Annotated in this window: 20 protein-coding genes; 11 read left to right on the top strand and 9 right to left on the bottom strand. The window is 61.1% G+C overall.

From position 1 onward, the window contains the following. The first annotated feature begins 30 nt into the window (after positions 1-30). Positions 31-3,786 carry a methionine synthase gene (gene metH, locus AC1PUL_RS05370; protein WP_480467028.1) on the top strand — a complete coding sequence of 1,252 codons (3,756 nt, stop codon included), beginning with the start codon at positions 31-33 and terminating at the stop codon, positions 3,784-3,786. Between the two features lie 274 nt (positions 3,787-4,060). On the opposite strand, the gene AC1PUL_RS05375 is transcribed toward metH, so the two are convergent. From AC1PUL_RS05375 to AC1PUL_RS05410, 8 genes are all read right to left on the bottom strand, one after another. Further along, on the bottom strand, positions 4,061-4,930 hold the full coding sequence (locus AC1PUL_RS05375; protein ID WP_480467030.1) for a PP2C family serine/threonine-protein phosphatase: 870 nt from the start codon (positions 4,928-4,930) through the stop codon (positions 4,061-4,063). 73 nt (positions 4,931-5,003) lie between these two features. After that, the gene (locus tag AC1PUL_RS05380) at positions 5,004-6,161 is read right to left on the bottom strand and encodes an ABC transporter substrate-binding protein (protein ID WP_480467031.1); all 1,158 of its coding nucleotides are present in this window, start codon (positions 6,159-6,161) and stop codon (positions 5,004-5,006) included. Between the two features lie 104 nt (positions 6,162-6,265). Then, positions 6,266-7,309, bottom strand: a complete 1,044-nt coding sequence (locus AC1PUL_RS05385; RefSeq protein WP_480467033.1) for a zinc-dependent alcohol dehydrogenase family protein — start codon at positions 7,307-7,309, stop codon at positions 6,266-6,268. A gap of 76 nt (positions 7,310-7,385) precedes the next feature. After that, entirely contained in the window at positions 7,386-8,438 is a 1,053-nt protein-coding gene (locus AC1PUL_RS05390; protein WP_480467035.1) for an ABC transporter ATP-binding protein, read from the bottom strand. A gap of 12 nt (positions 8,439-8,450) precedes the next feature. Further along, positions 8,451-9,233 (bottom strand): ABC transporter permease, encoded by a 783-nt coding sequence (locus AC1PUL_RS05395; RefSeq protein ID WP_480467036.1) that lies wholly within the window; start codon positions 9,231-9,233, stop codon positions 8,451-8,453. After that, the gene (locus AC1PUL_RS05400; protein ID WP_480467038.1) at positions 9,230-10,120 is read right to left on the bottom strand and encodes an ABC transporter permease; all 891 of its coding nucleotides are present in this window, start codon (positions 10,118-10,120) and stop codon (positions 9,230-9,232) included. Before AC1PUL_RS05400 ends, AC1PUL_RS05395 begins: the two co-directional genes overlap by 4 nt. A 98-nt stretch (positions 10,121-10,218) precedes the next feature. Further along, positions 10,219-11,277, bottom strand: coding sequence for an ABC transporter substrate-binding protein (locus AC1PUL_RS05405; protein WP_480468495.1), 1,059 nt, complete (start codon positions 11,275-11,277; stop codon positions 10,219-10,221). Between the two features lie 199 nt (positions 11,278-11,476). After that, positions 11,477-12,346 (bottom strand): MurR/RpiR family transcriptional regulator, encoded by an 870-nt coding sequence (locus AC1PUL_RS05410; protein ID WP_480467040.1) that lies wholly within the window; start codon positions 12,344-12,346, stop codon positions 11,477-11,479. Positions 12,347-12,530: 184 nt separating this feature from the next. Between AC1PUL_RS05410 and AC1PUL_RS05415 the strand changes: the two genes are divergently transcribed. The 10 genes from AC1PUL_RS05415 to AC1PUL_RS05460 all read left to right on the top strand — a co-directional run bounded on the left by AC1PUL_RS05415 (position 12,531) and on the right by AC1PUL_RS05460 (position 22,361). Beyond that, complete coding sequence (locus AC1PUL_RS05415) at positions 12,531-13,301, top strand: N-formylglutamate amidohydrolase (protein WP_480467042.1); 771 nt, start codon at positions 12,531-12,533, stop codon at positions 13,299-13,301. Positions 13,302-13,406: 105 nt separating this feature from the next. Further along, entirely contained in the window at positions 13,407-13,916 is a 510-nt protein-coding gene (locus tag AC1PUL_RS05420; RefSeq protein ID WP_480467044.1) for a TRAP transporter small permease subunit, read from the top strand. A gap of 8 nt (positions 13,917-13,924) precedes the next feature. Further along, on the top strand, positions 13,925-15,262 hold the full coding sequence (locus AC1PUL_RS05425) for a TRAP transporter large permease (protein ID WP_480468497.1): 1,338 nt from the start codon (positions 13,925-13,927) through the stop codon (positions 15,260-15,262). Positions 15,263-15,367: 105 nt separating this feature from the next. Beyond that, the gene (locus tag AC1PUL_RS05430; protein WP_480467046.1) at positions 15,368-16,408 is read left to right on the top strand and encodes a TRAP transporter substrate-binding protein; all 1,041 of its coding nucleotides are present in this window, start codon (positions 15,368-15,370) and stop codon (positions 16,406-16,408) included. Between the two features lie 86 nt (positions 16,409-16,494). Beyond that, positions 16,495-17,862 carry a glutamine synthetase family protein gene (locus AC1PUL_RS05435; protein ID WP_480467047.1) on the top strand — a complete coding sequence of 456 codons (1,368 nt, stop codon included), beginning with the start codon at positions 16,495-16,497 and terminating at the stop codon, positions 17,860-17,862. Between the two features lie 56 nt (positions 17,863-17,918). Beyond that, positions 17,919-18,368, top strand: a complete 450-nt coding sequence (locus tag AC1PUL_RS05440; protein ID WP_298461536.1) for a helix-turn-helix domain-containing protein — start codon at positions 17,919-17,921, stop codon at positions 18,366-18,368. After that, the gene (locus tag AC1PUL_RS05445) at positions 18,358-18,777 is read left to right on the top strand and encodes a type II toxin-antitoxin system VapC family toxin (protein ID WP_480467050.1); all 420 of its coding nucleotides are present in this window, start codon (positions 18,358-18,360) and stop codon (positions 18,775-18,777) included. Before AC1PUL_RS05440 ends, AC1PUL_RS05445 begins: the two co-directional genes overlap by 11 nt. A gap of 19 nt (positions 18,778-18,796) precedes the next feature. Next, positions 18,797-20,182 (top strand): aldehyde dehydrogenase family protein, encoded by a 1,386-nt coding sequence (locus AC1PUL_RS05450; protein ID WP_480467052.1) that lies wholly within the window; start codon positions 18,797-18,799, stop codon positions 20,180-20,182. Then, on the top strand, positions 20,179-21,324 hold the full coding sequence (locus AC1PUL_RS05455) for an iron-containing alcohol dehydrogenase (protein WP_480467053.1): 1,146 nt from the start codon (positions 20,179-20,181) through the stop codon (positions 21,322-21,324). The genes AC1PUL_RS05450 and AC1PUL_RS05455 overlap by 4 nt, the downstream gene beginning before the upstream one ends. 317 nt (positions 21,325-21,641) lie before the next feature. After that, on the top strand, positions 21,642-22,361 hold the full coding sequence (locus AC1PUL_RS05460; protein WP_480467056.1) for an AAA family ATPase: 720 nt from the start codon (positions 21,642-21,644) through the stop codon (positions 22,359-22,361). A gap of 98 nt (positions 22,362-22,459) precedes the next feature. Here AC1PUL_RS05460 and AC1PUL_RS05465 read toward each other — a convergent pair whose 3' ends face one another. Then, positions 22,460-23,815, bottom strand: coding sequence for a L,D-transpeptidase (locus AC1PUL_RS05465; RefSeq protein ID WP_480467058.1), 1,356 nt, complete (start codon positions 23,813-23,815; stop codon positions 22,460-22,462). Positions 23,816-23,924 lie beyond the last annotated feature (109 nt).

Genomic DNA, 23,924 nt, shown 5'->3' on the forward strand with positions numbered 1-23,924 from the left:
GTGTCGCAGACACAATAGGAGACTTCGCAGATGCTCGATTCACTGTTCGGCCGTGACGGTGCTGCCCGGGACGGAGCGGAGATCCTGGAAGCGCTGCAAAAGGCGGCGCGCGAGCGTATCCTGATCCTCGACGGCGCCATGGGCACGGAGATCCAGGGGCTCGGCCTTACCGAAGAGGATTTTCGCGGCGAGCGTTTCCTCGGCTGCGCCTGCCATCAGCAGGGCAATAACGACCTGCTGATCCTCACCCAGCCCAACGCCATCGAGGACATCCATTTCCGCTATGCAATGGCGGGTGCCGATATCCTCGAAACCAATACCTTCTCCTCGACCCGCATCGCCCAGGCCGATTACGAGATGGAAGGGGCGGTCTATGACCTGAACCGTCACGGCGCGGAACTCGTGCGCCGGGCGGCCTGGCGGGCCGAGCGCGAGGATGGCAAGCGCCGTTTCGTCGCCGGTGCCATCGGACCGACGAACCGGACGGCGTCGATTTCGCCGGATGTCAATAATCCCGGCTATCGCGCCGTCTCCTTTGACGATCTGCGCCTTGCTTACGGCGAGCAGATCGACGGGCTGATCGATGGCGGCGCCGACATCATCCTGATCGAGACGATCTTCGATACGCTGAATGCCAAGGCGGCGATCTTTGCCTGCGAAGAGCGTTTTCTCGCCAAGGGCATTCGCCTGCCGGTGATGATCTCGGGCACGATCACCGATCTTTCTGGCCGCACGCTGTCGGGCCAGACGCCGACGGCCTTCTGGAATTCCGTGCGCCATGCCAAGCCCTTTGCAGTGGGCCTGAACTGCGCGCTCGGGGCAGATGCCATGCGGCCGCATCTGCAGGAATTGTCCGGCGTCGCCGATACTTTCATCTCTGCCTATCCAAATGCCGGCCTGCCGAACGAATTCGGCCGCTACGACCAGAGCCCGGAAGAAATGGCGGAACTCGTTGCCGGTTTTGCCGAGGAGGGCATCGTCAATGTCGTCGGTGGCTGCTGTGGTTCGACGCCGGCGCATATCGCCGCGATCGCAGAGGCTGTGAAGGGCAGGGCACCGCGCCAGCCGGCCGAGCATCGGCCCTTCATGTCGCTCTCGGGGCTTGAGCCGTTTGAACTGATCAAGGACATTCCCTTCGTCAATGTCGGCGAGCGAACCAATGTCACCGGCTCGGCCAAGTTCCGCAAGCTGATCACGGCAGGCGACTACACGGCAGCACTCGCCGTTGCCCGCGACCAGGTGGAGAACGGCGCGCAGATCATCGACATCAACATGGATGAGGGCCTGATCGATTCGGAAAAGGCCATGGTCGAATTCCTGAACCTGATTGCCGCCGAGCCTGACATCGCCAAGGTGCCGGTCATGATCGACTCGTCGAAGTTCCCGATCATCGAAGCCGGCCTCAAATGCGTGCAGGGCAAGGCGGTGGTGAACTCGATCTCGCTGAAGGAAGGCGAGGAGAATTTCGTCGCCCAGGGCAAGCTGATCCGCAATTACGGTGCTGCCGTCGTCGTCATGGCCTTCGACGAGAAGGGGCAGGCCGATACCTATGAGCGCAAGGTCGAAATCTGCCGCCGCGCTTATCGCATCCTGACGGAAGAGGCGGGCTTTGCGCCTGAAGACATCATCTTCGATCCCAATATCTTTGCGGTCGCGACCGGTATCGAGGAACACGACAATTACGGCGTCGACTTCATCGAAGCGACCCGGACGATAAGGCAGGAAATGCCGCTGGTGCATGTCTCGGGCGGGGTGTCGAACCTCTCCTTCTCCTTCCGCGGCAACGAGCCGGTGCGGGAAGCCATGCATGCGGTCTTCCTCTACCATGCCATCCAGGCGGGCATGGACATGGGCATCGTCAATGCGGGACAGCTCGCGGTCTACGAGAGCATCGATCCGGACCTGCGCGAGGCCTGTGAAGACGTGGTGCTGAACCGTCGCAAGGACGGAACGGAACGCTTGCTGGAGATCGCCGAACGCTATCGCGGCACGGGTGAGGCAAAGACCCGGACACAGGACATGAGCTGGCGCGAATGGCCGGTCGAAAAGCGGCTGGAGCATGCGCTGGTCAATGGGATCACCGAATTCATCGATGTTGATACGGAAGAGGCGCGCAAACAGGCCGAGCGTCCGCTGCATGTTATCGAGGGGCCGCTGATGGCGGGCATGAATGTCGTCGGCGATCTCTTCGGTGCGGGAAAAATGTTCCTGCCGCAGGTGGTGAAATCGGCGCGGGTGATGAAGCAGGCGGTGGCGGTTCTGCTGCCCCATATGGAAGAAGAGAAGCGGCTGAATGGCGGCACCGGCGAACGCCAGGCGGCGGGCAAAGTGCTGATGGCGACCGTCAAGGGCGATGTGCATGACATCGGCAAGAACATTGTCGGCGTGGTTCTCGCCTGCAACAATTACGAGATCATCGATCTCGGCGTCATGGTGCCGGCGACCAAGATCCTCGAAGTGGCGAAAGCGGAAAATGTCGATGTCATCGGTCTGTCCGGCCTGATCACGCCATCGCTGGACGAGATGGTGTATGTGGCATCCGAAATGCAGCGCCAGGGGTTCAATATTCCACTGTTGATCGGCGGTGCGACGACGAGCCGGGTGCATACGGCGGTAAAGATTCACCCGCAATACAAAGCGGGGCAGGCGGTCTATGTGACCGATGCCAGCCGCGCCGTCGGCGTCGTCTCGTCCCTGCTCGCTGAGGATGGCAACGAGACCTATGTCGACGGTATCCGCGCCGAATATGCGAAGGTGGCCGAGGCCCATGCGCGGGCGGAGGCCGAAAAGCAGCGCCAGCCGCTGGCGTCTGCCCGGGAGAATGCCGTCAAGCTCGACTGGGGTGCTTACAAGCCGACGAAGCCGAGCTTCTCGGGCACGAAGGTGTTCGAGGAATATGATCTGGCCGAGCTCGCCCGCTATATCGACTGGACGCCCTTCTTCCAGACCTGGGAGCTGAAGGGGCGTTTCCCGGCCATTCTCGACGACGAGAAGCAGGGGGAGGCGGCCCGTCAGCTTTATGCCGATTCGCAGGCGATGCTCGAGAAGATCATTGCGGAAAACTGGTTCCGTCCGCGTGCGGTGATCGGCTTCTGGCCGGCCAATGCTGTCGGTGACGATATCCGGCTGTTCAAGGATGACAGCCGCGCCGACGAGCTTGCAACCTTCTTCACGCTGCGCCAGCAGATCGCCAAACGCGAGGGCAGGGCCAATGTCGCCTTGTCGGACTTCGTGGCGCCAGTCGAGACGGGTCTGCAGGATTACGTCGGAGGTTTCGTTGTGACGGCCGGCATCGAGGAGGTGGCGATCGCCGAGCGTTTCGAGCGGGCGAATGACGATTATTCCTCGATCCTGGTCAAGGCCCTGGCCGACCGCTTTGCCGAGGCCTTTGCCGAGCGCATGCATGAGCGGGTGCGTCGCGAATTCTGGGGCTATGCGCCGGACGAGGCCTTCACGCCGGAGGAGCTGATCTCGGAGACCTATGGCGGCATCCGCCCCGCGCCCGGCTATCCGGCCCAGCCCGACCATACGGAAAAACTGACGCTGTTCTCGCTCTTGGATGCGACCAAGGCGACCGGCGTGACGCTGACGGAAAGCTATGCCATGTGGCCGGGCTCCTCTGTTTCGGGCCTCTATATCGGCCATCCCGACAGCTACTATTTCGGCGTTGCCAAGGTCGAGCGCGATCAGGTGGAGGACTATGCGGCCCGCAAGGGTATGGATGTGCGCGAGGTGGAGCGCTGGCTGGGGCCGGTGTTGAATTATGTGCCGAAGGCTGATGCCTGAGGATGGATTGGCGCTACGGCCCCTCATCCCCCTGCCGGGACCTTCTCCCCGTGAACGGGGAGAAGGGGGCAAGACGCTGGCCGCACTCGCCTTCTCCCCGCTTGCGGGGAGAAGGTGCCGCCCTTCGGCGGGCTCAGGAGGCGGATGAGGGGGCTGCCGCTAGGGTAGCGACCGGCGCCGAGCGCCAAATACTTGCCTCATCCACTGCGCGAACGCGCTGACAAATCGATTCCAAATTCGGCGATAAGGTATTGAGGCAGATTCCTAATTGCCTTTATGCCTCCAGCCGCAGCAGGATCGCTGTCGTGTCGTCGCTCTGCTTGTAACGCGGATAGTTCAACCCGTCCGGATCAACCGTCCGCTCCATGTGGCGAAGCTCCATGACCAGTGACTTCAGCCCGGCAGTTGCCGCCCGCTGGATCAACGTTGCCGCGTCGTAGAGCTTGTAGAGGGCAACGAGGTCGGCCAGCCCGTCGGAGCAAAGGATGGCGGTTGCGCCCCCGCCATAGATGGGCACATCGACCATGGCGAGGTGATCGGCAGCTTCGGGCACCACGCCGAAGGTCCATGTGGTGCCGCCGGGCGTGTTCTGTCGCGCGCGTCCTTCACGCAGGTTCGCCAGGGTTTCCGGATCACTGGTTGCGATGTTGGCCGAACCGATGCCGCCGAGGCGGGCAATGTGCTTGGCGGCCTGATGCTGTTCCCATTCATAGGCGCCGGGGATCGGGATGACGAAGTCGGCGCGCCCGTCGTCATGCAGGAGATACAGGCAGCTGTCGCCGAGACCGAACCAGCGGAAGCCGGTCGGCGTCGCCTGTAGGCCCGTCAGACTGCAGAGCGGCCAGGCGTAGCGCGGCTGGTCGCCGGCTGTGGCGATGAAGGTGTCGCGGGCCTCATGCGAGACCTGTCGCAGGACCGTCTTCGGGTCGGCGGTAAAGTCCAACCGTTCGGCAAATCGGATGGCGGCGAATTCCGCGATCCAGGCGGCGTCGGAGCCGTAGCCCTCCATGAACTGCCGATCGCCAAGGCCCGTCGCCCCGTCGATGACGAAGGCCGCGTCGCGATTATAGCTGAGGCGATCCTCGTTCGGGCGGTCCGGCTTGCCGGGGTCGGAAATGGTGTCGATGATCGAGATTTGCGGCATTGGTATCCCGTGCATTGGCCGTTGGCCGGATGTGTCCGGTCTGCCCTGTGCCTAGCATGTGGGAACGTCTGCGTCAGCCGCGAGCGGCGCGAAAGCGGCTCATGATCTCGGCCCGGGTCGGGTCCGTCATCACGACTGCCAATCCGAATTCGAGGGGAGTGAGCTTGGCCTCATCGGGATAGATGATGTCGTCTGCAAGAATTTCAGCCGGCAGAAGCGCCCGGACCCGGCTGTCGGTAGCCGTGCCCCTGTGAACGACGTGCTCGCGCGCGGCGATCTCGGGATCAAGCAGGTGGTTGATCAGGGCATGGGCGCCACGTTTGTTGTGGGCTCTGGCGGGGATGGCGTAATAGTCCGTCCAGATTTCGCCCCCATCCGAGGCAATGGCATAGGCGATGTCAGGCACATCGCCATGCATCTGTGAGGCGTCATTGCTCCAGCACATGGTCATCCAGGCTTCGCCGGTGCGCATGGCAGGCTGATAATCGCTGTCGATAGCCAGCAGGTGGGGTTTGACCTGCATCAAGAGGTCTTCGGCGCGCCGCAGCTCCTCCGGTTCCAGCGAGTTGAAACTGTGGCCGAGAGCCACCAGCGCACCGCCGATCGCAGTCAGTTGATAGTCTTGCACGATGGTTCTGCCCGAGGCGGTGGTCATCGCGACATAGAAAAAATCGCGCCAGCTTTCGACCGGGTCGAGTTCGCGGCTGTTATAGGCGATGCCCGTGGTGCCGGCGTTCTTCGGTACGGCAAAGATGGCGCCTGCCCGCACGCCGGGTTTGAGAAATCGGTCGGCATGGGCGGCGAGACTGAAGTTCGGGATATGCCTCAGATCAAGCGGCATGAGCATGTCGCGCCGGACATAGGGCGCGATCGCATATTGCGTGGGTACGATGATGTCCCAGACACGGCCGCGTTCCAGCGCCTGCAAGGTGCCTTCGTTGGAACCGATAATCGAGATGTCCACCTCGACACCGTAGCGGGCGGTGAAGTCCTCGAAGGTCTTGGGATCGTGATAGTTCGGCCAGGTGGCGAGCGAGACCTTCTTGCCGAGCGGCGAACCTTCCGATGTTGCGACGCTGGTGCGGCGGGCTCCGCCAACGACCAAAGCCGCCAGTCCAAGCCCGGTGACGGCGAGGAAATGCCGGCGTGTGACGGAGCCGCGTTTGAGCCGCATGAATTCGTTCATGAAGCCCTTGGCGTCAGTCTCTGGCAATGTCTTCTGCTTGACCATGGCTGCTCTCGATCCGTTTCCGGTTTCGTGCAGCCAAATTTCAGCACAAACGAGTTAACGCTATCACACCATATGGAGGAGATCGGTTGTTTCGGCAGGTGCCATCAGATCATCCTATCGATGATGCCGATGCCGTTTTCACGGAAACTGTCCATGGTGGCGAGCGCCGGGGCGGCTTCGGTCAACGTGATGCGGCGGCCAATCAGTCGGTCGGGCGAGAGCTTGCCGGAGAGGATCATGCGCAGCATGGCGTCGTAGCGCCAGGACTGCATGCCGTGGCTGCCATAGATTTCGAGTTCATGCGCGATGACGCGGGCCATGGGGATGGCGGGGGTCGCGTGATCCGCCAACATCAGGCCGACCTGCACATGGCGGCCGCGACGGCGCAAGTTGAGGATCGAGTTGCAGCAGGTTTGGGGATGACCAAGCGCATCGACGGAAACATGGGCGCCGCCGCCCGTTACCTCGCGCACAGCTTCGGAGACATCGGCGACCGAACGGCTGTCGATGGTGACGGATGCGCCAAGGGCTTGGGCGAGTGCCAGCTTGTCCTCGGCGATATCGATGGCCACGACATTGGCACCGAGCGCGGCACCGATCATGATCGCCGAGAGGCCGACACCACCGCAACCGTGGACTGCCAGCCATTCGCCGCCCTGCAGCCGGCCCTGGTCGACGACGGCGCGGAAGGAGGTGGCAAAGCGACAGCCGAGGCTGGCTGCAGTTTCGTAGCTGATCTCTTCCGGTAGATGCACCAGGTTCTGGTCGGCATAGTCGATCGCGACATATTCGGCGAAGGAACCCCAATGGGTGAAGCCGGGCTGGAACTGTTCCTCGCAGACCTGCTGGTTGCCGGAGCGGCATTCCATGCAGTGGCCGCAGCCGGAGACGAAGGGGACGGTCACGCGATCGCCGACCTTGAAGCGCCTGACATCGCGGCCGACGGCGGCGATCGTGCCGGCCAGTTCGTGGCCGGGCACGTGGGGCAGCTTGATGTCGGGATCGTGGCCCATCCAGCCATGCCAGTCGCTCCGGCATAGGCCGGTTGCCTTGACGGTGATGACCACTCCGCCATTCGTCGGTGTCGGGTCGGGCAGGGTGCGGATTTCCGGTGCCGCTCCGAACTGTTCGTAATACATGGCGCGCATGGGGTCCTCCTCCTGAAGAAAAATGCCGCCCCGAGGGACGGCATCTCGATATCATTGCCGTTCGGTGTGCTGTGCCTCAGCTGGCCAGCACGATCAAGGCCGAGGGGTCGATCTTGACGCCGACGGTGTCGCCGACAACAGGCGGCCGGGTGCCCGGATCGTTGAAGGTGTCGAAGGACAGTGTCTTGCCACCGACATCGATCCGGGTGCGGATCACCGAGCCGAGGAACTGGCTTGACGTGACTTTGCCCTGCACCGTCGCCTCATCCGAACCTGCAAGGCTACCTGCCTCCGGGCGCATGGCGAGCTGGATCGTCTGACCGTTTGCAGCGGGGATCGTCTCCTTGATCACCAGCGTCTTGTCGCCGACCTGCACGATGCCGGCGCCCTGATCGGTCACGATGGCATCGATCACGTTCAGCGTGCCGACGAAGGAGGCGACGAAGCGGGTGGTGGGGCGGTTGTAGATCTCGAAGGGCGTGCCGATCTGGTCGGCCTTGCCGGCGTTCATGACGACGATGCGGTCGGAGATCGACAGCGCCTCTTCCTGGTCATGGGTGACGAAGACAGTGGTGATGCCGAGCTGTTGCTGGATCTGGCGGATTTCCTCACGCAGCGACACGCGGATCTTGGCGTCCAGCGCCGAGAGTGGTTCGTCGAGCAATAGCACCTGCGGCTTGGGCGCCAGCGCACGGGCGAGTGCGACGCGCTGCTGCTGACCGCCCGAGAGCTGATAAGGGTAGCGCTCGGCGAGATGATCGAGATGGATCAGGGCGAGCATTTCCTTGACGCGCTTGTCGATGTCGGCCTTGGGCATGCCTGAGATCTTCAGGCCGAAGGCGACGTTGTCGAAGACGTTCATGTTGGGAAACAGCGCATAGGCCTGGAAGACCATGCCGATATTGCGCTGGTTCGGCTTCAGATTGGTCTGGTCCTTGCCGGCGATTTCTATCGTGCCGCCGGACGGCGTCTCGAAGCCGGCGATCATGCGCAGAACGGTCGTCTTGCCGCAGCCCGATGGCCCGAGAAACGAGATGAACTCGCCCTTTTCGATCGCCATGTTGAAGTCGTGCACGACCTGCGTGGCGCCGAAGGATTTCTTGAGATGAGAGAGTGTCAGGAAGGTCATGAAAAGAAATCCTCAAGCCTGGCGCGGGGCTGTTTTTTGAAGGCGGGAGACAAGCTGGATCAGCCCGAGGCAGCCCCAGGTGATGCCGAAGGCAATGACCGCAAGCGCTGCGGGTTCATAGGCGCGGTTGGCACCGAGTAGCTGCATGAAGGGTCCGAAGGCCGGCTTGTTGAGAAGGGCCGCCATGGTGAATTCGCCGATGACGATGGCAAAGGTCAGGAAGGCGCCCGAGAGCACGGCGACCAGCACATTCGGCAGGATGATCTTCGAGATGATGGTGAACCAGCCGGCGCCGAGGCTCTGGGCGGCTTCCGTCAGCGTGCCGATGTCGATGGTGCGAAGACCCGTATCGACGGCGCGATACATGTAAGGCAGAGCGAGCGTCGCATAGCCGAACATCAGCAGGATGTCGGTGCCGAAGGCCGAGCCCGTCAGCGGCAGCCAGCTGGAGGTGTTGTAGAGCCGGATATAGCCGAAGACGATGACGATGGCCGGAATGACCAGCGGCAGCAGCGTGACGAACTCGATATAGGGCCGCAGCCGCGGCAGCTTCAGACGAACCCAATAGGCGGTGGGCACCACGAGGAACACACCGAAGAGGATGGTCACGAGTGCCATGGTGACGGAATATGTGAAGGTCTCCTGGAAGCGCGGGTCGGCGAGCACCTTGCCATAGGCATCAAAGGAGTATTCTCCACGCCGCATTTTAAGCGAGAAGTTGGTCATGCCGATCAGCGGCAGGAAGAAATAGAGGAGGCCGAAGATCAGGGCCCCCCAGGCCCATAAACGCTTCATTTCAGCCACCTTTCGCTGCGGGCGCGCAGCCAGATATAGAGAGCATTGGCGACACCGGTCACGACGATCATGCCGAAGGCGAGCGCGTAGCCGAGATGGGGATCACCCAGCACGTCACCGCGGATCTGGGCGAAGAGCAGGATCGGAACGATATTCAGCGACGAGCCGGTCAGTGCAATCGCGGTTGCGACGGCGCCGAACGCATTTGCGAAGAGAAGTGCCATCGTCCCGAGAATTGAGGGCAGAAGGATCGGGAAGGCGACGAGGCGCCAGTATTGCGCATTGGTCGCGCCGAGGATCGAGGCGGCCTCGCGCCATTCGCGCTTCAGGCCGTCGAGTGCCGGCGTGATGATCAGGACCATCAGCGGGATCTGGAAGAAGAGATAAGTGACCGTCAGGCCCCAGAAGGACAGGAGATTGAAGCCCATCAGGCGCAGATCGATGCCGAGCTGTGTTTTCAGGAAAACGGTGAGCATGCCGACCGGGCCGAGGGTCGCCAGAAAGGCGAAGGCCAGCGGCACGCCGGCAAAGTTGGAGGCGACGCCGGAGAAAGTGAGCAGCGGGCCACGTATCCACTGCGGCAAGCCACCGAGCACCACGGCTGCGGCGACACTGAAGCCGATCAGGCAGCCCAGAATGGCCGAGGCGAGGCTGATCTTGATCGAGATCCAGTAGGCCGCCATGATCGAAGGCGTGAAGAGGTTGGCAATATTGTCCAGCGTGAAGGAGCCGTCGGGGCGCTGGAAGGCGCCGATGACGATCTTCATGGTCGGCATGATCAAGAAGAGAATCACGAAGGCTGCAAAGGGCACGACCCCGAGCCAGTGAAGTGGAAGTTTCGTTCGTGGCCGCGCCTGATGGCCCGGACTCACCGCCTCTGTCGACATTCGATCTGCCCCTCTGTCCGCAGTTTCACGGATCGTCTTAAAATGCGAGCGCCGCCCCGACCTTAGAGAAGATCGGGGCGGCACATCAAGAACTTACCTTACTGAACGTTGGCGCCGACGACGCTATCCCAGCCGGCGGTAACGGCGGCCTTGTTGGCGTCTACTTCTTCGAGCGTCGGGAAGTAGGCCTTCTCATAGGACGCAGCCGGCGGCAGTGCGTCGAGCAGGTCCTGCGGGACCTTGCCAGCCTTGACCATGGCGTTGAAGCGGGCCGGGTGGCAGTAGCCCTTCAGCCAGCCGAGCTGACCTTCGTCCGAATACAGGTGTTCCATCCACAGCTTGGCCGCATTCGGATGCGGTGCATAGGCCGAGATACCCTGAACGTAGACGCCAGCGAGAACGCCCTTATCCGGAACGACGACTTCGACCGGCGGGTTGCCGGCAAGCGTGTCACGGGCTGCAAGCGCGTTGTAGTCCCACATGATGACGATCGGGGTTGCGCCCTGGGCGAGCGTGCCGGACTTGCCGATGACCGGAACGAAGTTGCCGGCCTTGTTCAGCTCGGCGAAGAACTTCAGACCGGCTTCGCCAGCGTCCTTGCCAGCGGCTGCACCCGTTGCCATGCCGGCGGCGAGAACGCCAAGAATGGCCTGGTTGGAGGCGCGCGGGTCGCCGGCGAGAGCAACTTGACCGGCATATTCCGGCTTCAAGAGGTCAGCCCAGTCCTTCGGCGTGTTGGCAACCAGGTCCTTGTTCACCAGGAAGGACATGACGCCGTAGTAGTCGCCGTACCAGTAGCCTTCAGCATCCTTGATGTTCTCAGGGATTTCGTCCCAGGTGGAGACCTTGTAAGGCTGCAGCAGGCCTTCGGCCTTCATCTGCGGACCGAAAGCGAGGCCGACGTCGACGACGTCAGGAGCCTGCGGGCCCTTGTTGTCCTTGTTCGCCTTGATGGCTTCAACTTCGTCAGCCGAGCCGGCATCCGGGTTCAGTTCGTTGACGGTGATTTCCGGATACTTCTTCTTGAAGGCGGCGATGACTTCGCCGTAGCCGCACCAGTCGTGGGGCAGGGCGATGGTGGTCAGCATGCCTTCCTTCTTGGCAGCTTCGATCAGCTCGGCGCTCGGCTCGGCGTAAGCGACAGCCGAGCTCGTCATGACCAGGGCGGTCGTGAGCGACAGGAATTTGCGGATGGTCTTGGTCACTGTGGTTCTCCTCTGAGGTTTGGCAGCGATGCGGTTCACTTAGGTGCGCTCTGTTATGGTTATGTGACGGATGACTTTGCTGCCGGTTCTTCTTTGCCGACGGGTGTCGCGTCATCCAAACAATAGTTCCTCCATTTCGTCGGGTTGCTCCTTACCGAGGTTTTCTGAAAAGGCGTGCCTGTTCGAAAAGTCCCTCAAGGGTATTGATACGCTCGCGCGTCTCGTCCCAGGACGAGCTCTGCACGGCTTCGATCAGTGCCTCCACAACGAATAGCGTGACCACGGAACTATCCCAGGCCGACGGTGCCTCGATATGAAGCTTGAAACAATGTCGCGCATGCTGTGCCACGGGCGACATCCACTGATCTGTAAAGACAATAATCTCGACGCCATTGGTTCTGGCGACTTCGGCAAGCGTGGTGAGATCCGCCTCGTATCGGCGGATGTCGAAGATTACCAGAACATCACCGGCCTGCATGTTGAGCACATGCTGCGGCCAGGAACTGGCATTCGAGGACATCAACGTCGTGCGCGGTCGGATGACCTGCATATGCGTGAAAAAATACTCCGCCAGAGCGCCGGTGATGCGCCCGCCGACGAAATAGAGGCTTCGGTTGCGATCGCCGATCAGGCGGGCGGCATCGTCGAAGGTCGCCGTGCGCAGCTCGCCAAGCGATGATCGGAGGTTGGCCATCACCGCTTCGGCAAAGCGATTGAGGATATGCCGGTTGGGCGCATTGGCGGCCCAGCGGTCGTGTTTGGCGATCGGGTTGGAGATCGTCGCTTCGAGTTCCTGGTGGAGATGCGCCTGGAACTCCGGATAGCCCTTATAGCCGAGCTTCTGCACCATACGGGCAACGGTCGGGGTCGAGACACCAGCGTTTTCGGCAACGGTCGTAATGCTGCCCAGCCCGGAGACGGGGTAGTTGTTCAGCAGGCTTTCGGCCAGCTGCCGTTCGGCACGCGTCAACCCATCGAAATGGGCATGGATCACGTCCGACACCGTGGTCGACGCATTCATCAAGGACCGATTGACTCCCCTCAAGCCAGTCTGTCGCCGGCTTTTGCAGGATTAAGCCTCGCTGTCACAATTGAGTCAACCGGGATGTGAAGAGAAATTTTCAGAGGCGGATTGACAGACGCTTAACCGTGAAGAATTCTCTTCGAAAATAATGTGGGACAGTGAGCCCGGGGGAACAATCAGCATGCTCTTGAGGTCGGGGATCCTGACAGCGTCCGATGGCGACGTCGTTGCATTGGAAAATGCGACGGCGGCAAGCGGCGTGGTTCTTGTCTGCGAGCATGCCTCTTCGCTACTGCCGCCTTCTGCCGGTGATCTCGGCTTATCATCAGACGCATTGTCGAGCCATATTGCCTGGGATCCGGGCGCACTTGATGTTGCGCGTCGCCTTGCTGCGGCGCTTGATGGCCTTCTCGTCCACCAGCGTTTCTCTCGCCTGATCTATGACTGCAATCGTCCGCCAGAATCGCCAGCAGCGATGCCGGAGAAAAGCGAAATCTACGAGATCCCAGGCAATCTGAACCTCACTCCTGCGGAGCGCTATGCGCGGACGGCAGCGCTTTACATTCCCTTCCACGATCGGATCAACACCGAGATCGAGCGGATCCTGGGCGAGGGGCGCAAGCCGGTCATCGTGACCATACACACATTTACGCCGGTCTATTTCGGCAAGGCTCGCGAGGTCGAGATCGGCATCCTGCACGACACGGATAGCAGGCTTGCCGATGCGATGCTGCAGGCTGCGGACGGTGGCCCCTACAGGGTTGAGCGCAATTCTCCCTACGGCCCCGAGGACGGGGTGACCCATACTCTGCGCCTGCACGCGCTGCCGAAGGGGTATGCGAACGTCATGATTGAGGTTCGCAACGATCTGGTTCGCGACGGGGCAGGCGTGGCGGCAATCTCCACCTATCTCGCGGACTTGATTTCGGCGGGGCTGCAAAGGGTCGCATAACTATTTGAAACGCTGGGCAAACCATACATCAAAGAGGGAACGGATGCCGGCAGATGAGATCATGAGACGAGGACCGCTCAGGCGGTTCGGGCTGGCGGTGGATTGATGCCGCAGGCTCTTCAAACCTATGTGCGCGTCGTGGACGCTTTCAATCGCCGTGTCGGGCGCATCGTCATGTACGGCGTTTTCGTCATGATGGGCATCCTGCTTTATTCGTCATTTTCAAAAGGGCTTTTGCTGCCGGCCAACTGGACGCTGGAAATGGCGCAGTTCGTAATGGCCGGCTACTATCTCCTGGGTGGCGCCTATTCGCTGCAGCTCGACAGTCACGTGCGCATGGATCTGCTCTATGGGCGCTGGTCGCCCAAGACGAAGGCGGTCGTGGACGTGATCACGATTATGATGCTCTTCGTCTACCTGTTCTTCCTGCTCTGGGGTGGTGTCTCCAGCACGACCTATGCGCTTCAATACAATGAGACCAGCTACTCGTCCTGGTCGCCCTATATGGCGCCGATCAAGATCATCATGGTGGTCGGCATCTTTCTGACCTTCCTGCAGGCGACCTCGATTTTCATCAAGGACCTTGCGCTTGCGATGGGGAGGCCGATCGCATGAGCGATTACTTGAGCTATGAAATGATCGCGCTCCTGATGTTCTCATCGATGATGATGTCGATGCTGACAGGTCAGCGCGTGTTTGCGACGATCGGTTTCGTCGGTGTTGTCGCCGCCGCCGTGCTCTGGGGCAATGGCGGCTTCGAGATGGGCTTTTCTGCCGGCATGAAGCTGATGAAGTGGTATCCGCTGCTGACGCTGCCGCTCTTCATCTACATGGGTTACATGCTGTCGGAATCCGGCATTGCCGAAGACCTCTACAAAGCCTTCCATGTCTGGTTTGGTGGCATGCCGGGTGGTCTGGCGATCGGTACGATCGGCTTGATGGTCGTGATCTCTGCGATGAACGGGCTTTCGGTCGCGGGCATGGCGATCGGCGCTTCGATTGCGCTGCCCGAACTGCTGCGCCGCGGCTATGACAAGATCATGGTTTCCGGCGTGATCCAGGCCGGCAGCTCGCTCGGCATCCTTATCCCGCCGAGTGTCGTCCTGGTGCTCTATGGCATGATCGCGCGTCAGCCGGTGAGCCAGTTGTGGCTTGCGGGTGTCTTCCCTGGGCTGCTGCTCGCGACGCTGTTCTGCATTTACATCTACGTTCGTTGCCGCCTCAACCCCGCGCTCGGTCCCGCCCTTCCCAAGGAAGAGCGCGACATGCCGATGCGCGAGAAATTGAAACTGCTGCAGGCGGGCATCCTGCCTTTCCTCATCTTCTTCCTGATGATGGGCTTGTTCCTGATGGGCGTCACAAGCCTTGTCGAAAGCTCGGCTGTGGGTGCGCTCGGCGCTCTCTTCGCCGCCTGGTACAAGGGGCGCCTGACCAAGGCGGTGTGGAACCGTGTGCTGGAGCAGACGCTCGGCATCTCCTGCATGTTCATGTGGATCATCTTGGCGGCCCTCTGCTTCGGCGCCGTTTTCGACGGGCTCGGTGCGGTCAGGGCAATCGAGAAGCTGCTCGTCAACGATATCGGTCTGACACCCTGGCAGATCCTGATCATGATGCAGTTGTCGTTCCTGGTGATGGGTGCGTTCCTTGATGACACCGCCATGCTGGTCATCGTTGCACCGCTTTACATCCCGCTGGTCGGGAAGCTCGATCTCGGGATCGACAATGCGTTGATCTGGTACGGCGTGCTCTACACGATCACCTGCCAGATCGCCTATATGACGCCGCCCTTCGGCTACAATCTCTTCCTGATGAAGGCGATGGCGCCGCCCGACTTCCGGTTGATCGACATCTATCGGTCGGTCATCCCCTTCGTGCTGATCATGATGCTGGGCATGGTGATCATTATGATCTTTCCGCAGATCGCCACCTGGCTACCAAGCCAGATCTATCTCCGAGGTTAGCGTTCGAATGACAAGAGGCCCGGCAAACGGGCCCGGCACCAGGACTACCCGCCGGATCCGAGGTTCTGCGGGCTTCAAAAGAAACGAAGAACAGAGGGAAACGAAATGACCAACAGCAGACGTTCATTCCTGAAGACGGCCGCCATGGCGACACCCGCCGTTCTGGCAGCCCCTTATGTCAAGGCCCAGAACGCCAAGATCACCTGGCGCCTGCAGACCTATGCCGGTGCGGCACTTGCCGAATTCGTCATTCGACCGGCGGTCGATGCCTTCAACAAGGCGGCCAACGGAGAGATGGAGATCCAGCTCTTTACCGCCGACCAGCTGGTGCCGACCGGCGAACTCTTCCGCGCCATGCAGGCGGGCACCATCGACGCCGTCCAGTCCGACGACGACTCGATGAACTCGCCTGTCGATATCAAGGTCTTCGGCGGCTACTTCCCGTTTGCCTCGCGCTACAGCCTCGATGTGCCGACGCTGTTTTACGAATACGGTCTCGCCCAGATCTGGGATGAAGCCTATACGGAAGTCGGCGTGAAGTGGCTGTCCGCCGGCGCCTGGGACCCGTGCAACTTCGCCACCAACAAGCCGATCACCAAGCTCGACGATCTGAAGGGTCTGCGCGTCTTCACCTTCCCGACGGCGGGCCAGTTCCTGTCGCAGTTCGGCGTCGTGCCGGTCACCATTCCCTTCGAAGACGTGCCGGTTGCCATGCAGACCGGTGAAATCGACGCGATCGCCTGGTCTGGTATCACCGAGGTCTTCACGTCCGGTTGGGTGGATGTCACCAAGTACTTCCTGACCAACAACGTGTCGGGCGGCTGGTGCGGTTCGTTCTTTGCCAATGCCGATCGCTGGAACGAGGTTCCGCCGCATCTGCAGACGCTCTGGCAGATGTGCATGGATAGTTCCCATTACAAGCGCCTGCACTGGTACTGGGGCGGTGAAGCCCGCCTTCGCGCCGAAGGTGGCCGTCTCGAACTCACCAGCATCCCGGATGCCGAATGGAAGACCGTCGAGGATGCGGCGCATGTCTTCTGGGAAGAGGTCGCCAAGCAGACTCCGCGCACCGGCAAGGTCGTCGAGATCCTGAAAAAGTACAATGCCGACATGGAAAAGGCCGGCAAGCCTTACCGTTACGGCTGATCAACGGAAGCGGTGGCCCGGCTTCTGGCCGGGTCACCTTCACAAACAAGACGGCATGAGCCAATCACTGCCCTGGGAACACCGAGATGACCACTTACACATTCGAAGATCTGAAAAAGGACGTCACTGAGGGGCGCATCGACACGGTATTGGCGTGTCAGGTGGACATGCAGGGCCGTTTGATGGGCAAGCGCTTCCAGGCGGAGTATTTTGTCGAGAGCGCCTACAAGGAAACCCATAGCTGCAACTATCTGCTCGCGACCGATATGGAGATGGAAACCGTCTCCGGCTACAAGGCGACGAGCTGGGAGAAGGGTTACGGCGACTACACGATGAAGCCGGATCTTTCGACGCTGCGTCGCATCCCCTGGCTTGAAGGCACAGCGCTGGTGCTCTGCGACATGCTCGACCATGCGACCCATGCGGAAGTGCCGCATTCGCCGCGCGCGATCCTGAAGAAGCAGGTCGCCCGGCTTGAAGCCATGGGCATGAAGGCCTTCATGGCGACGGAACTCGAATTCTTCCTCTTTGACCAGACCTATGACGAGGCGCGGCTTTCGGGTTACCGCGACCTCAAGCTGGTTTCAGGCTATAACGAGGACTACCACATCTTCCAGACGACCAAGGAAGAGGATGTGATGCGGGCGATCCGCAAGGGCCTCCAGGGCGCCGGCATCCCGGTTGAAAACTCCAAGGGCGAGGCCTCTGCCGGCCAGGAAGAGATCAACGTCCGTTATGCCGACGCTCTGTCCATGGCCGACCGGCACGTCATCATCAAGAACGGCTGCAAGGAAATCGCCTGGTCGAAGGGCAAGGCCATCACCTTCCTTGCCAAGTGGCATTACAATGCTGCCGGTTCGTCCTCGCATATCCACCAGTCGCTTTGGTCCGCCGATGGCAAGACGCCGCTCTTCTTTGACGAGAAGGGCCAGTACGGCATGTCGGACACCATGAAGCACTACATGGCCGGGCTGCTCAGCCACGCTTCCGAGATCACCTATTTCCTGGCGCCCTATATCAATTCCTACAAGCGCTTCATGGCGGGCACGTTTGCGCCGACCAAGGCGATCTGGTCGAAGGACAACCGCACCGCCGGCTACCGCCTCTGCGGCGATGGCACCAAGGGCATCCGCGTGGAGTGCCGCGTCGGTGGCTCCGATCTCAACCCCTATCTCGCCATGGCAGCGCTGCTGGCGGCTGGCATCGACGGCATCGAGAAGAAGATGGAACTCGAGCCGGCCTTCACCGGTGATGCCTATGGCGCGCAGGGTGTTCGCGAGATCCCGCGCACGCTGAGAGCAGCGACGGAAACGTTGAAGGATTCGGCCATGCTCAGGGCTGCATTTGGCGATGATGTGGTCGACCACTATGTCCGTGCTGCCGAATGGGAACAGGAGGAATATGACCGTCGGATCACCGACTGGGAGGTGGCGCGCGGTTTTGAGCGGGCTTGAGGTTGTTGCGGTGAGAACCACGGGCTGGTAAAATCGCAACAGCCTGGAGGTGCCTCATGATCGACAGTGCCTGGTTCTATCAGCAGCTTGAAAAAGATGGACGTTCGCTCCGCGCCATGGCGCGGGAGCTTGGTCTTGACCCGAGTGCGGTCTCACGGATGCTGCGGGGCGAGCGAAAGATGAGCGCCGAGGAGCAGGATGGGATAGCCGCCTATCTCGCCGTGCCGCTTGCGGTGGTCGCTGCGAGGCGGCGCGGGGAGGTGGCAGGCTTCGCCGAAGAGGGACAGGAGGGGTATGTGCTCAATCCCCCTCCGGTGGACCTTGCAAAGACGAAAACGCAGTCCGCTGCTCCGTGGGATGCGGACCCACTGGAGGGACTCAATCTGGAGGCAACGAATTTCTACGATCGCGTTCGCGGTTGCATGAGGGGCACGATTACGATTGCGCCCGGTGTCGATCTGACTGAGCCAGCTGACCCGGAATGGGCGAAGGTCTATGACGACTAGGCGGTTTTTGCTTGATACCTGCGCCTTGATCTATCTAGCTGAAGATCAATCAATTGCGATTGATGCTCAAGCCGCGTTGCGCACAGTCGAGCCTGTGAGTCGCGGCATCTGGGTATCGGTCTTCTCGGCGTGGGAGATCGGCATGCTGGTGAGCAAAAGTCGCTTGATGACGGCGAGGGAGCCAAAGCTGTGGTTCGACTCTGCCGTTTCAAAATTTGGAGCAGGGATTCTGGGAGTGACAACGGATTTGCTGTTGCAGTCCTCCTTCCTGCCCGAACCGCTGCATGGCGATCCGGCTGACCGGATCCTGATTGCGACCGCGCGGTCCTATGATTTGACGATCGTGACCCGCGACCGCGCCATTCTGACCTATGGCGCGGCGGGTCATGTGAAAGTACTGGCCTGCTAGGCCGAAGGAGCAAGTGAGAATGACGATGATCCAATGCATTTCGCCGATCGATGGATCGGTTTATGCCGAGCGACCGGCGATGTCGCTGGAAGCGGCGACCGAGGCCGTGGCTCGCGCGCGCAAGGCGCAGAAGGCCTGGGCGCGCCGGCCGCTCGAAGACCGCATCCAGCTCGTGCTGAAGGGCGTGGCCCGTCTCAACGAGATGTCCAACGAAGTGGTGCCGGAACTGGCCCATATGATGGGCCGTCCGGTGCGCTATGGCGGCGAGTACAAGGGCTTCAACGAGCGCTCCAACTATGTCGCGGCGATTGCTGCCGATGCACTTGCGCCGCTGGTCGTTGAAAACAGTGCAAGCTTCGAGCGCCGCATCGAGCGCGAGCCGCATGGCGTCGTCTTCGTCATCGCGCCGTGGAATTATCCTTACATGACCGCGATCAACACGATCGCGCCGGCGCTGATGGCCGGCAATACCGTGGTCATCAAGCATGCGACCCAGACGCTGCTGGTTGGCGAGCGCATGGTGCGTGCCTTTGTCGAAGCGGGTGTTCCCGATGATGTCTTCATCAACCTCTTCCTCGACCACGCCACGACGTCCGCGCTGATCGCCGCTGGCAACTTCAACTTCATCAACTTCACCGGTTCGGTCGAAGGCGGGCGTTCGATCGAACGGGCCGCTGCCGGTACCTTTGCCGGTCTCGGCCTAGAGCTCGGCGGCAAGGACCCCGGTTACGTCATGGAAGACGCCGACCTCGACGCTGCCGTCGATACGCTGATGGATGGTGCCACCTACAATTCCGGCCAGTGCTGCTGCGGCATCGAGCGCATCTATGTGCATGAGAGCCTCTACGACGCCTTCGTCGAGAAGTCGGTTGCCTGGGTGTCGAACTACAAGCTCGGCAATCCGCTCGATCCGGAAACGTCGCTCGGGCCGATGGCCAACAAACGCTTCGCCAAGGTGGTGCGCGAGCAGATCGCCGATGCGGTCTCCAAGGGCGCCAAGGCGCTGGTCGATCCGAAGCTCTTCCCTGCCGATGACGGCGGCGCCTATATCATGCCGCAGATCCTCGTGAACGTGGATCACTCAATGACCTTCATGAAGGAAGAAACCTTCGGCCCCGCCGTCGGCATCATGAAGGTCAAGAGCGACGCTGAGGCCCTCGAACTGATGAACGACAGCCCCTATGGTCTGACTGCCTCGCTCTGGACGCAGGATCCCGAACGCGCCGCCCGCATCGGCCGTGACATCGAGACCGGCACCGTCTTCATGAACCGGGCAGACTATCTCGACCCGGCGCTCTGCTGGACCGGCGTCAAGGAAACCGGCAAGGGCGGCTCGCTCTCCGTTCTCGGCTTCCAGAACCTCACCCGTCCGAAATCCTACCACCTGAAGAAAGTCACGAAATGAACATCGTCGCCAACTGGAGCTACCCCACCGCCGTCAAGATGGGACGTGGCCGCATCAAGGAACTGGCGGACGCCTGCAAGTCGCTCGGCATGAAGAAGCCGCTGCTGATCACCGACCGGGGCCTTGCTCCGATGGCGATCACCCAGACGGCGCTCGACGTGCTGGAAGAAGCCGGCCTCGGTCGCGCGCTGTTTGCCGATGTCGATCCGAACCCGAATGAGAAGAACCTCGAAGCCGGCATCAAGGCCTACAAGGATGGCGGTCATGACGGCGTCGTCGCCTTCGGTGGCGGTTCTGGCCTCGACCTCGGCAAGTGCGTGGCCTTCATGGCCGGCCAGACCCGTCCGGTCTGGGACTTCGAGGATATCGGTGACTGGTGGACCCGCGCCAATTCCGACGGCATCGCGCCGATCGTTGCCGTGCCGACCACGGCGGGCACCGGCTCGGAAGTCGGTCGCGCTTCGGTCATCACCAATTCCGTCACGCATGTGAAGAAGATCATCTTCCATCCGAAGTTCCTGCCCGGCGTCGTTATCTGCGATCCGGAACTGACCGTCGGCATGCCGAAGATGATTACGGCGGGCACGGGCATGGACGCATTTGCGCATTGCCTGGAAGCCTATTCCTCGCCCTTCTATCATCCGATGAGCCAGGGCATTGCGCTCGAAGGCATGCGGCTGGTGAAGGAATTCCTGCCGCGTGCCTACAAGGACGGCACTGACCTCGAAGCCCGCACCAACATGATGTCGGCGGCTGCCATGGGTGCTGTTGCCTTCCAGAAGGGGCTCGGCGCGATCCATGCGCTGTCGCATCCGATCGGTGCCGTCTACAACACCCATCACGGCATGACGAATGCTGTGGTGATGCCGCCGGTTCTGAAGTTCAACCGTCATGTCATCGACGAGAAGATCGAACGCGCGGCTGCCTATCTCGGGATATCAGGCGGCTTTGACGGCTTCTACGATTACGTGCTGGCCCTGCGTGCTGAACTCAACGTGCCGGCCAATTTGACCGCCATGGGCATTGCCAATGACCGGATCGACGAGCTCTCGGCCATGGCGATCGAAGATCCGAGCGCCGGTGGCAATCCGGTCAAGATGACGCTGGAAAACACCAAGCAGTTGTTCGCCGACTGCTTCTGAGCGTTTTCAGACATGATCTGATGGCCCTGGCACCTGATGCCGGGGCCTTTTTTTGTGCGGTCGCCAGATGTTCGAGTCTTCGACATTGAGATGCATCGCACCTTTGCGACGTTGATCGCGGCGATCTTTCCGGCTCATGCCAATCTTCGAATATGCTATGTTTTTCCGCCGCTTCTCCCCATTAAGGGGGAGGGCGCTGGGGCTGTTGTTTCCATTTTGTTAACCATGTTTGGGCCATCATGCAGACACGTGGCGCCGATGATGCAGGTTGCCCCAGAGCGATGAGCCGCTCGGACCGGACCTCTCAAGGATCAAGCATGCCAGTCATTTCTTTCGCCAATGCCAAGGGCGGCGCCGGCAAGACCACCGCAGCCCTTCTTCTTGCCACCGAACTGGCACATCAGGGCTACCGAGTCGCCATTCTGGACGCCGATCCGCAGCGCTGGATCACCCAATGGCACGAGATTTCCGGCCCGCAGCGCAATATCGAAGTTATCTCCGAAGTGACGGTTGCTTCCGTGCAGGGGCATATCCGCGAGCTGTCGCGCACGAACGACTACATCATCATGGATCTGGCCGGCGCGCGTGACGCGATGGTCACGACGGCCATCGGCCTGTCGGATCACGTGATGATCCCGGTGCAGGGTTGCGCCATGGACGCCAAGGGTGGCGCTCAGATCCTCGATCTGATCAAGCTGATGGAAGATGCCGGCAATCTGGTCATTCCGCATTCGGTGGTTCTGACCCGTGTCACCTCGATGGTGACGACGCGTGCGCTTCTGACGATCAAGGGGCTGCTGGCTGCCCGAGGCGTGAATGTCATCAATACCCCGATTGCCGAGCGAAGCGCCTATCGCGAGATCTTCGACTGTGGTGGCACGCTGTATTCCATGGATGCAGCGAAGATCAGCAATCTCGACAAAGCCCAGGAAAACGCCAAGGCTTTTGCCTCGGAAGTCATGCGCCTGCTGCCGGTGAAAATCATCCGCTCCGGCGAGCCGCGCCGCCTGTTCCGGCTGGTCCGTTCGGCAGCCTGAGCCGCAAACTTCCACGTTGCGAACGAAGAGACCGCCGGGTTTGCCGGCGGTCTCTTCGTTTTTTAGGTTGTCATCGCATGCCGAACGTGGCCGGTCTATTACTCGACAAATTCCACCGTCACGCCGGGCTTCACCATCTTGGCAAGCTCCGTCGCATCCCAGTTGGTCAGGCGGATGCAGCCATGGCTTTGGGTGCGGCCGATCTTGGATGGTTCGGGCGTGCCGTGGATGCCGTAGGTCGGCTTGGACAGCGCCAGCCAGACCGTTCCGACCGGGCCGTTCGGACCTGGCGGGATCTGCAGGACTTGCGTGTTGTTGCCCTGCTGGAAGTTGATCTTCGGGTTGTAGGTGTAACCCGGATTGAGGGCGATGCGATCGATCGTCACCGTGCCGGTGGGCGAGGGCGTATCCGCCGAGCCGATGCTGGCGGGATAGGCGGCGATCAGGCTGCCATCCTCGCCATAGGCGAAGACCTGCTTTAAGCCCTTGTTGGCGACGATGCGTGCCACATTGGCCTTTTTCGTCGGGCCTGGCTCGACCACCTTGATCGTCGTGCCGGGGATCGAGAAATCGACGCCGGGATTGAGTTCCCTCAGATAGGCTTCGTCCATGTGGAAACGTTCGGCGAGCATCTCTGCCGTCGAGGTGTAGGACATGGCCGGCAGTTGTGCCTTGTGGGCATAGTCGTCGGGGATCGATGCAACGAAGGGCCCGGCGGCATCGCCGGCCGTGATCGTGTAGTTCTTGATGGCGAGGCCACCCGACAGGCGCAGGCGCTCCAGAATGTCGTCCGCATTGTTGGGGTCGAGCGTCTCGCCCGTCATCTGTTCCCAGGCGACGATCGCCTTGTTGACGTTCTGGCCCATCTTGCCATCGATGACGCCGGGCGAAATGCCCTCGCGATCGAGGAAAACCTGGAGGGCGGTGATTTCGAGGCGAGAGAGATCGCTCTTGACCGGTATGTCGGGCGTCACCGTACGGGCTGGAGCCGTCTCGGCAGGAGCCGGAAGATCCGGTCCGCCATAGGGCATGTCCTGAGGCATGTTGTCGAGCGGGATGCTGTCTCTGGGCGCCGCGTCCGGGATCGAAGCGGTGGTGACATCGTCATCCCAGCCGCGCGGTGCAGGTTCCGGCTCCGCATAGGGGTCATAGACGCCCGGAAGGCTGCGGTCGCCGCCACGCTGGCGCGGCGGATAGTAACTTTCGGCGGGGATCTCGGTTGCGACCAGATTGCCCATCCGGTCGATCAGGACCGTACGTCCCATGCGGTCGCGGCTGATGAAGACTTCTCCGGCCTCCGGCACGTAATCGAGGATGTCGCCTTCGGGCGATATCAACAAAGTCTGCGACCGACCGTAGTCATAAACTGACTGGGCTGATGTCGCGCTGACAGATGCGACTGAAGCGACAGCGAAAACCGCCAGTATCAAGCCAGAATTTCTCAAGTCGATCACGATCCGATTCCTCGATTAAGCCCGCGACAAACGCGACAAATTTGACACTAATGTGGAAAAGGTGAATTCATAATGAAGATAAGGTTAATCCGCTGTGGGGGCGGACGGG

The organism is Rhizobium sp. P43 (assembly GCF_056730705.1).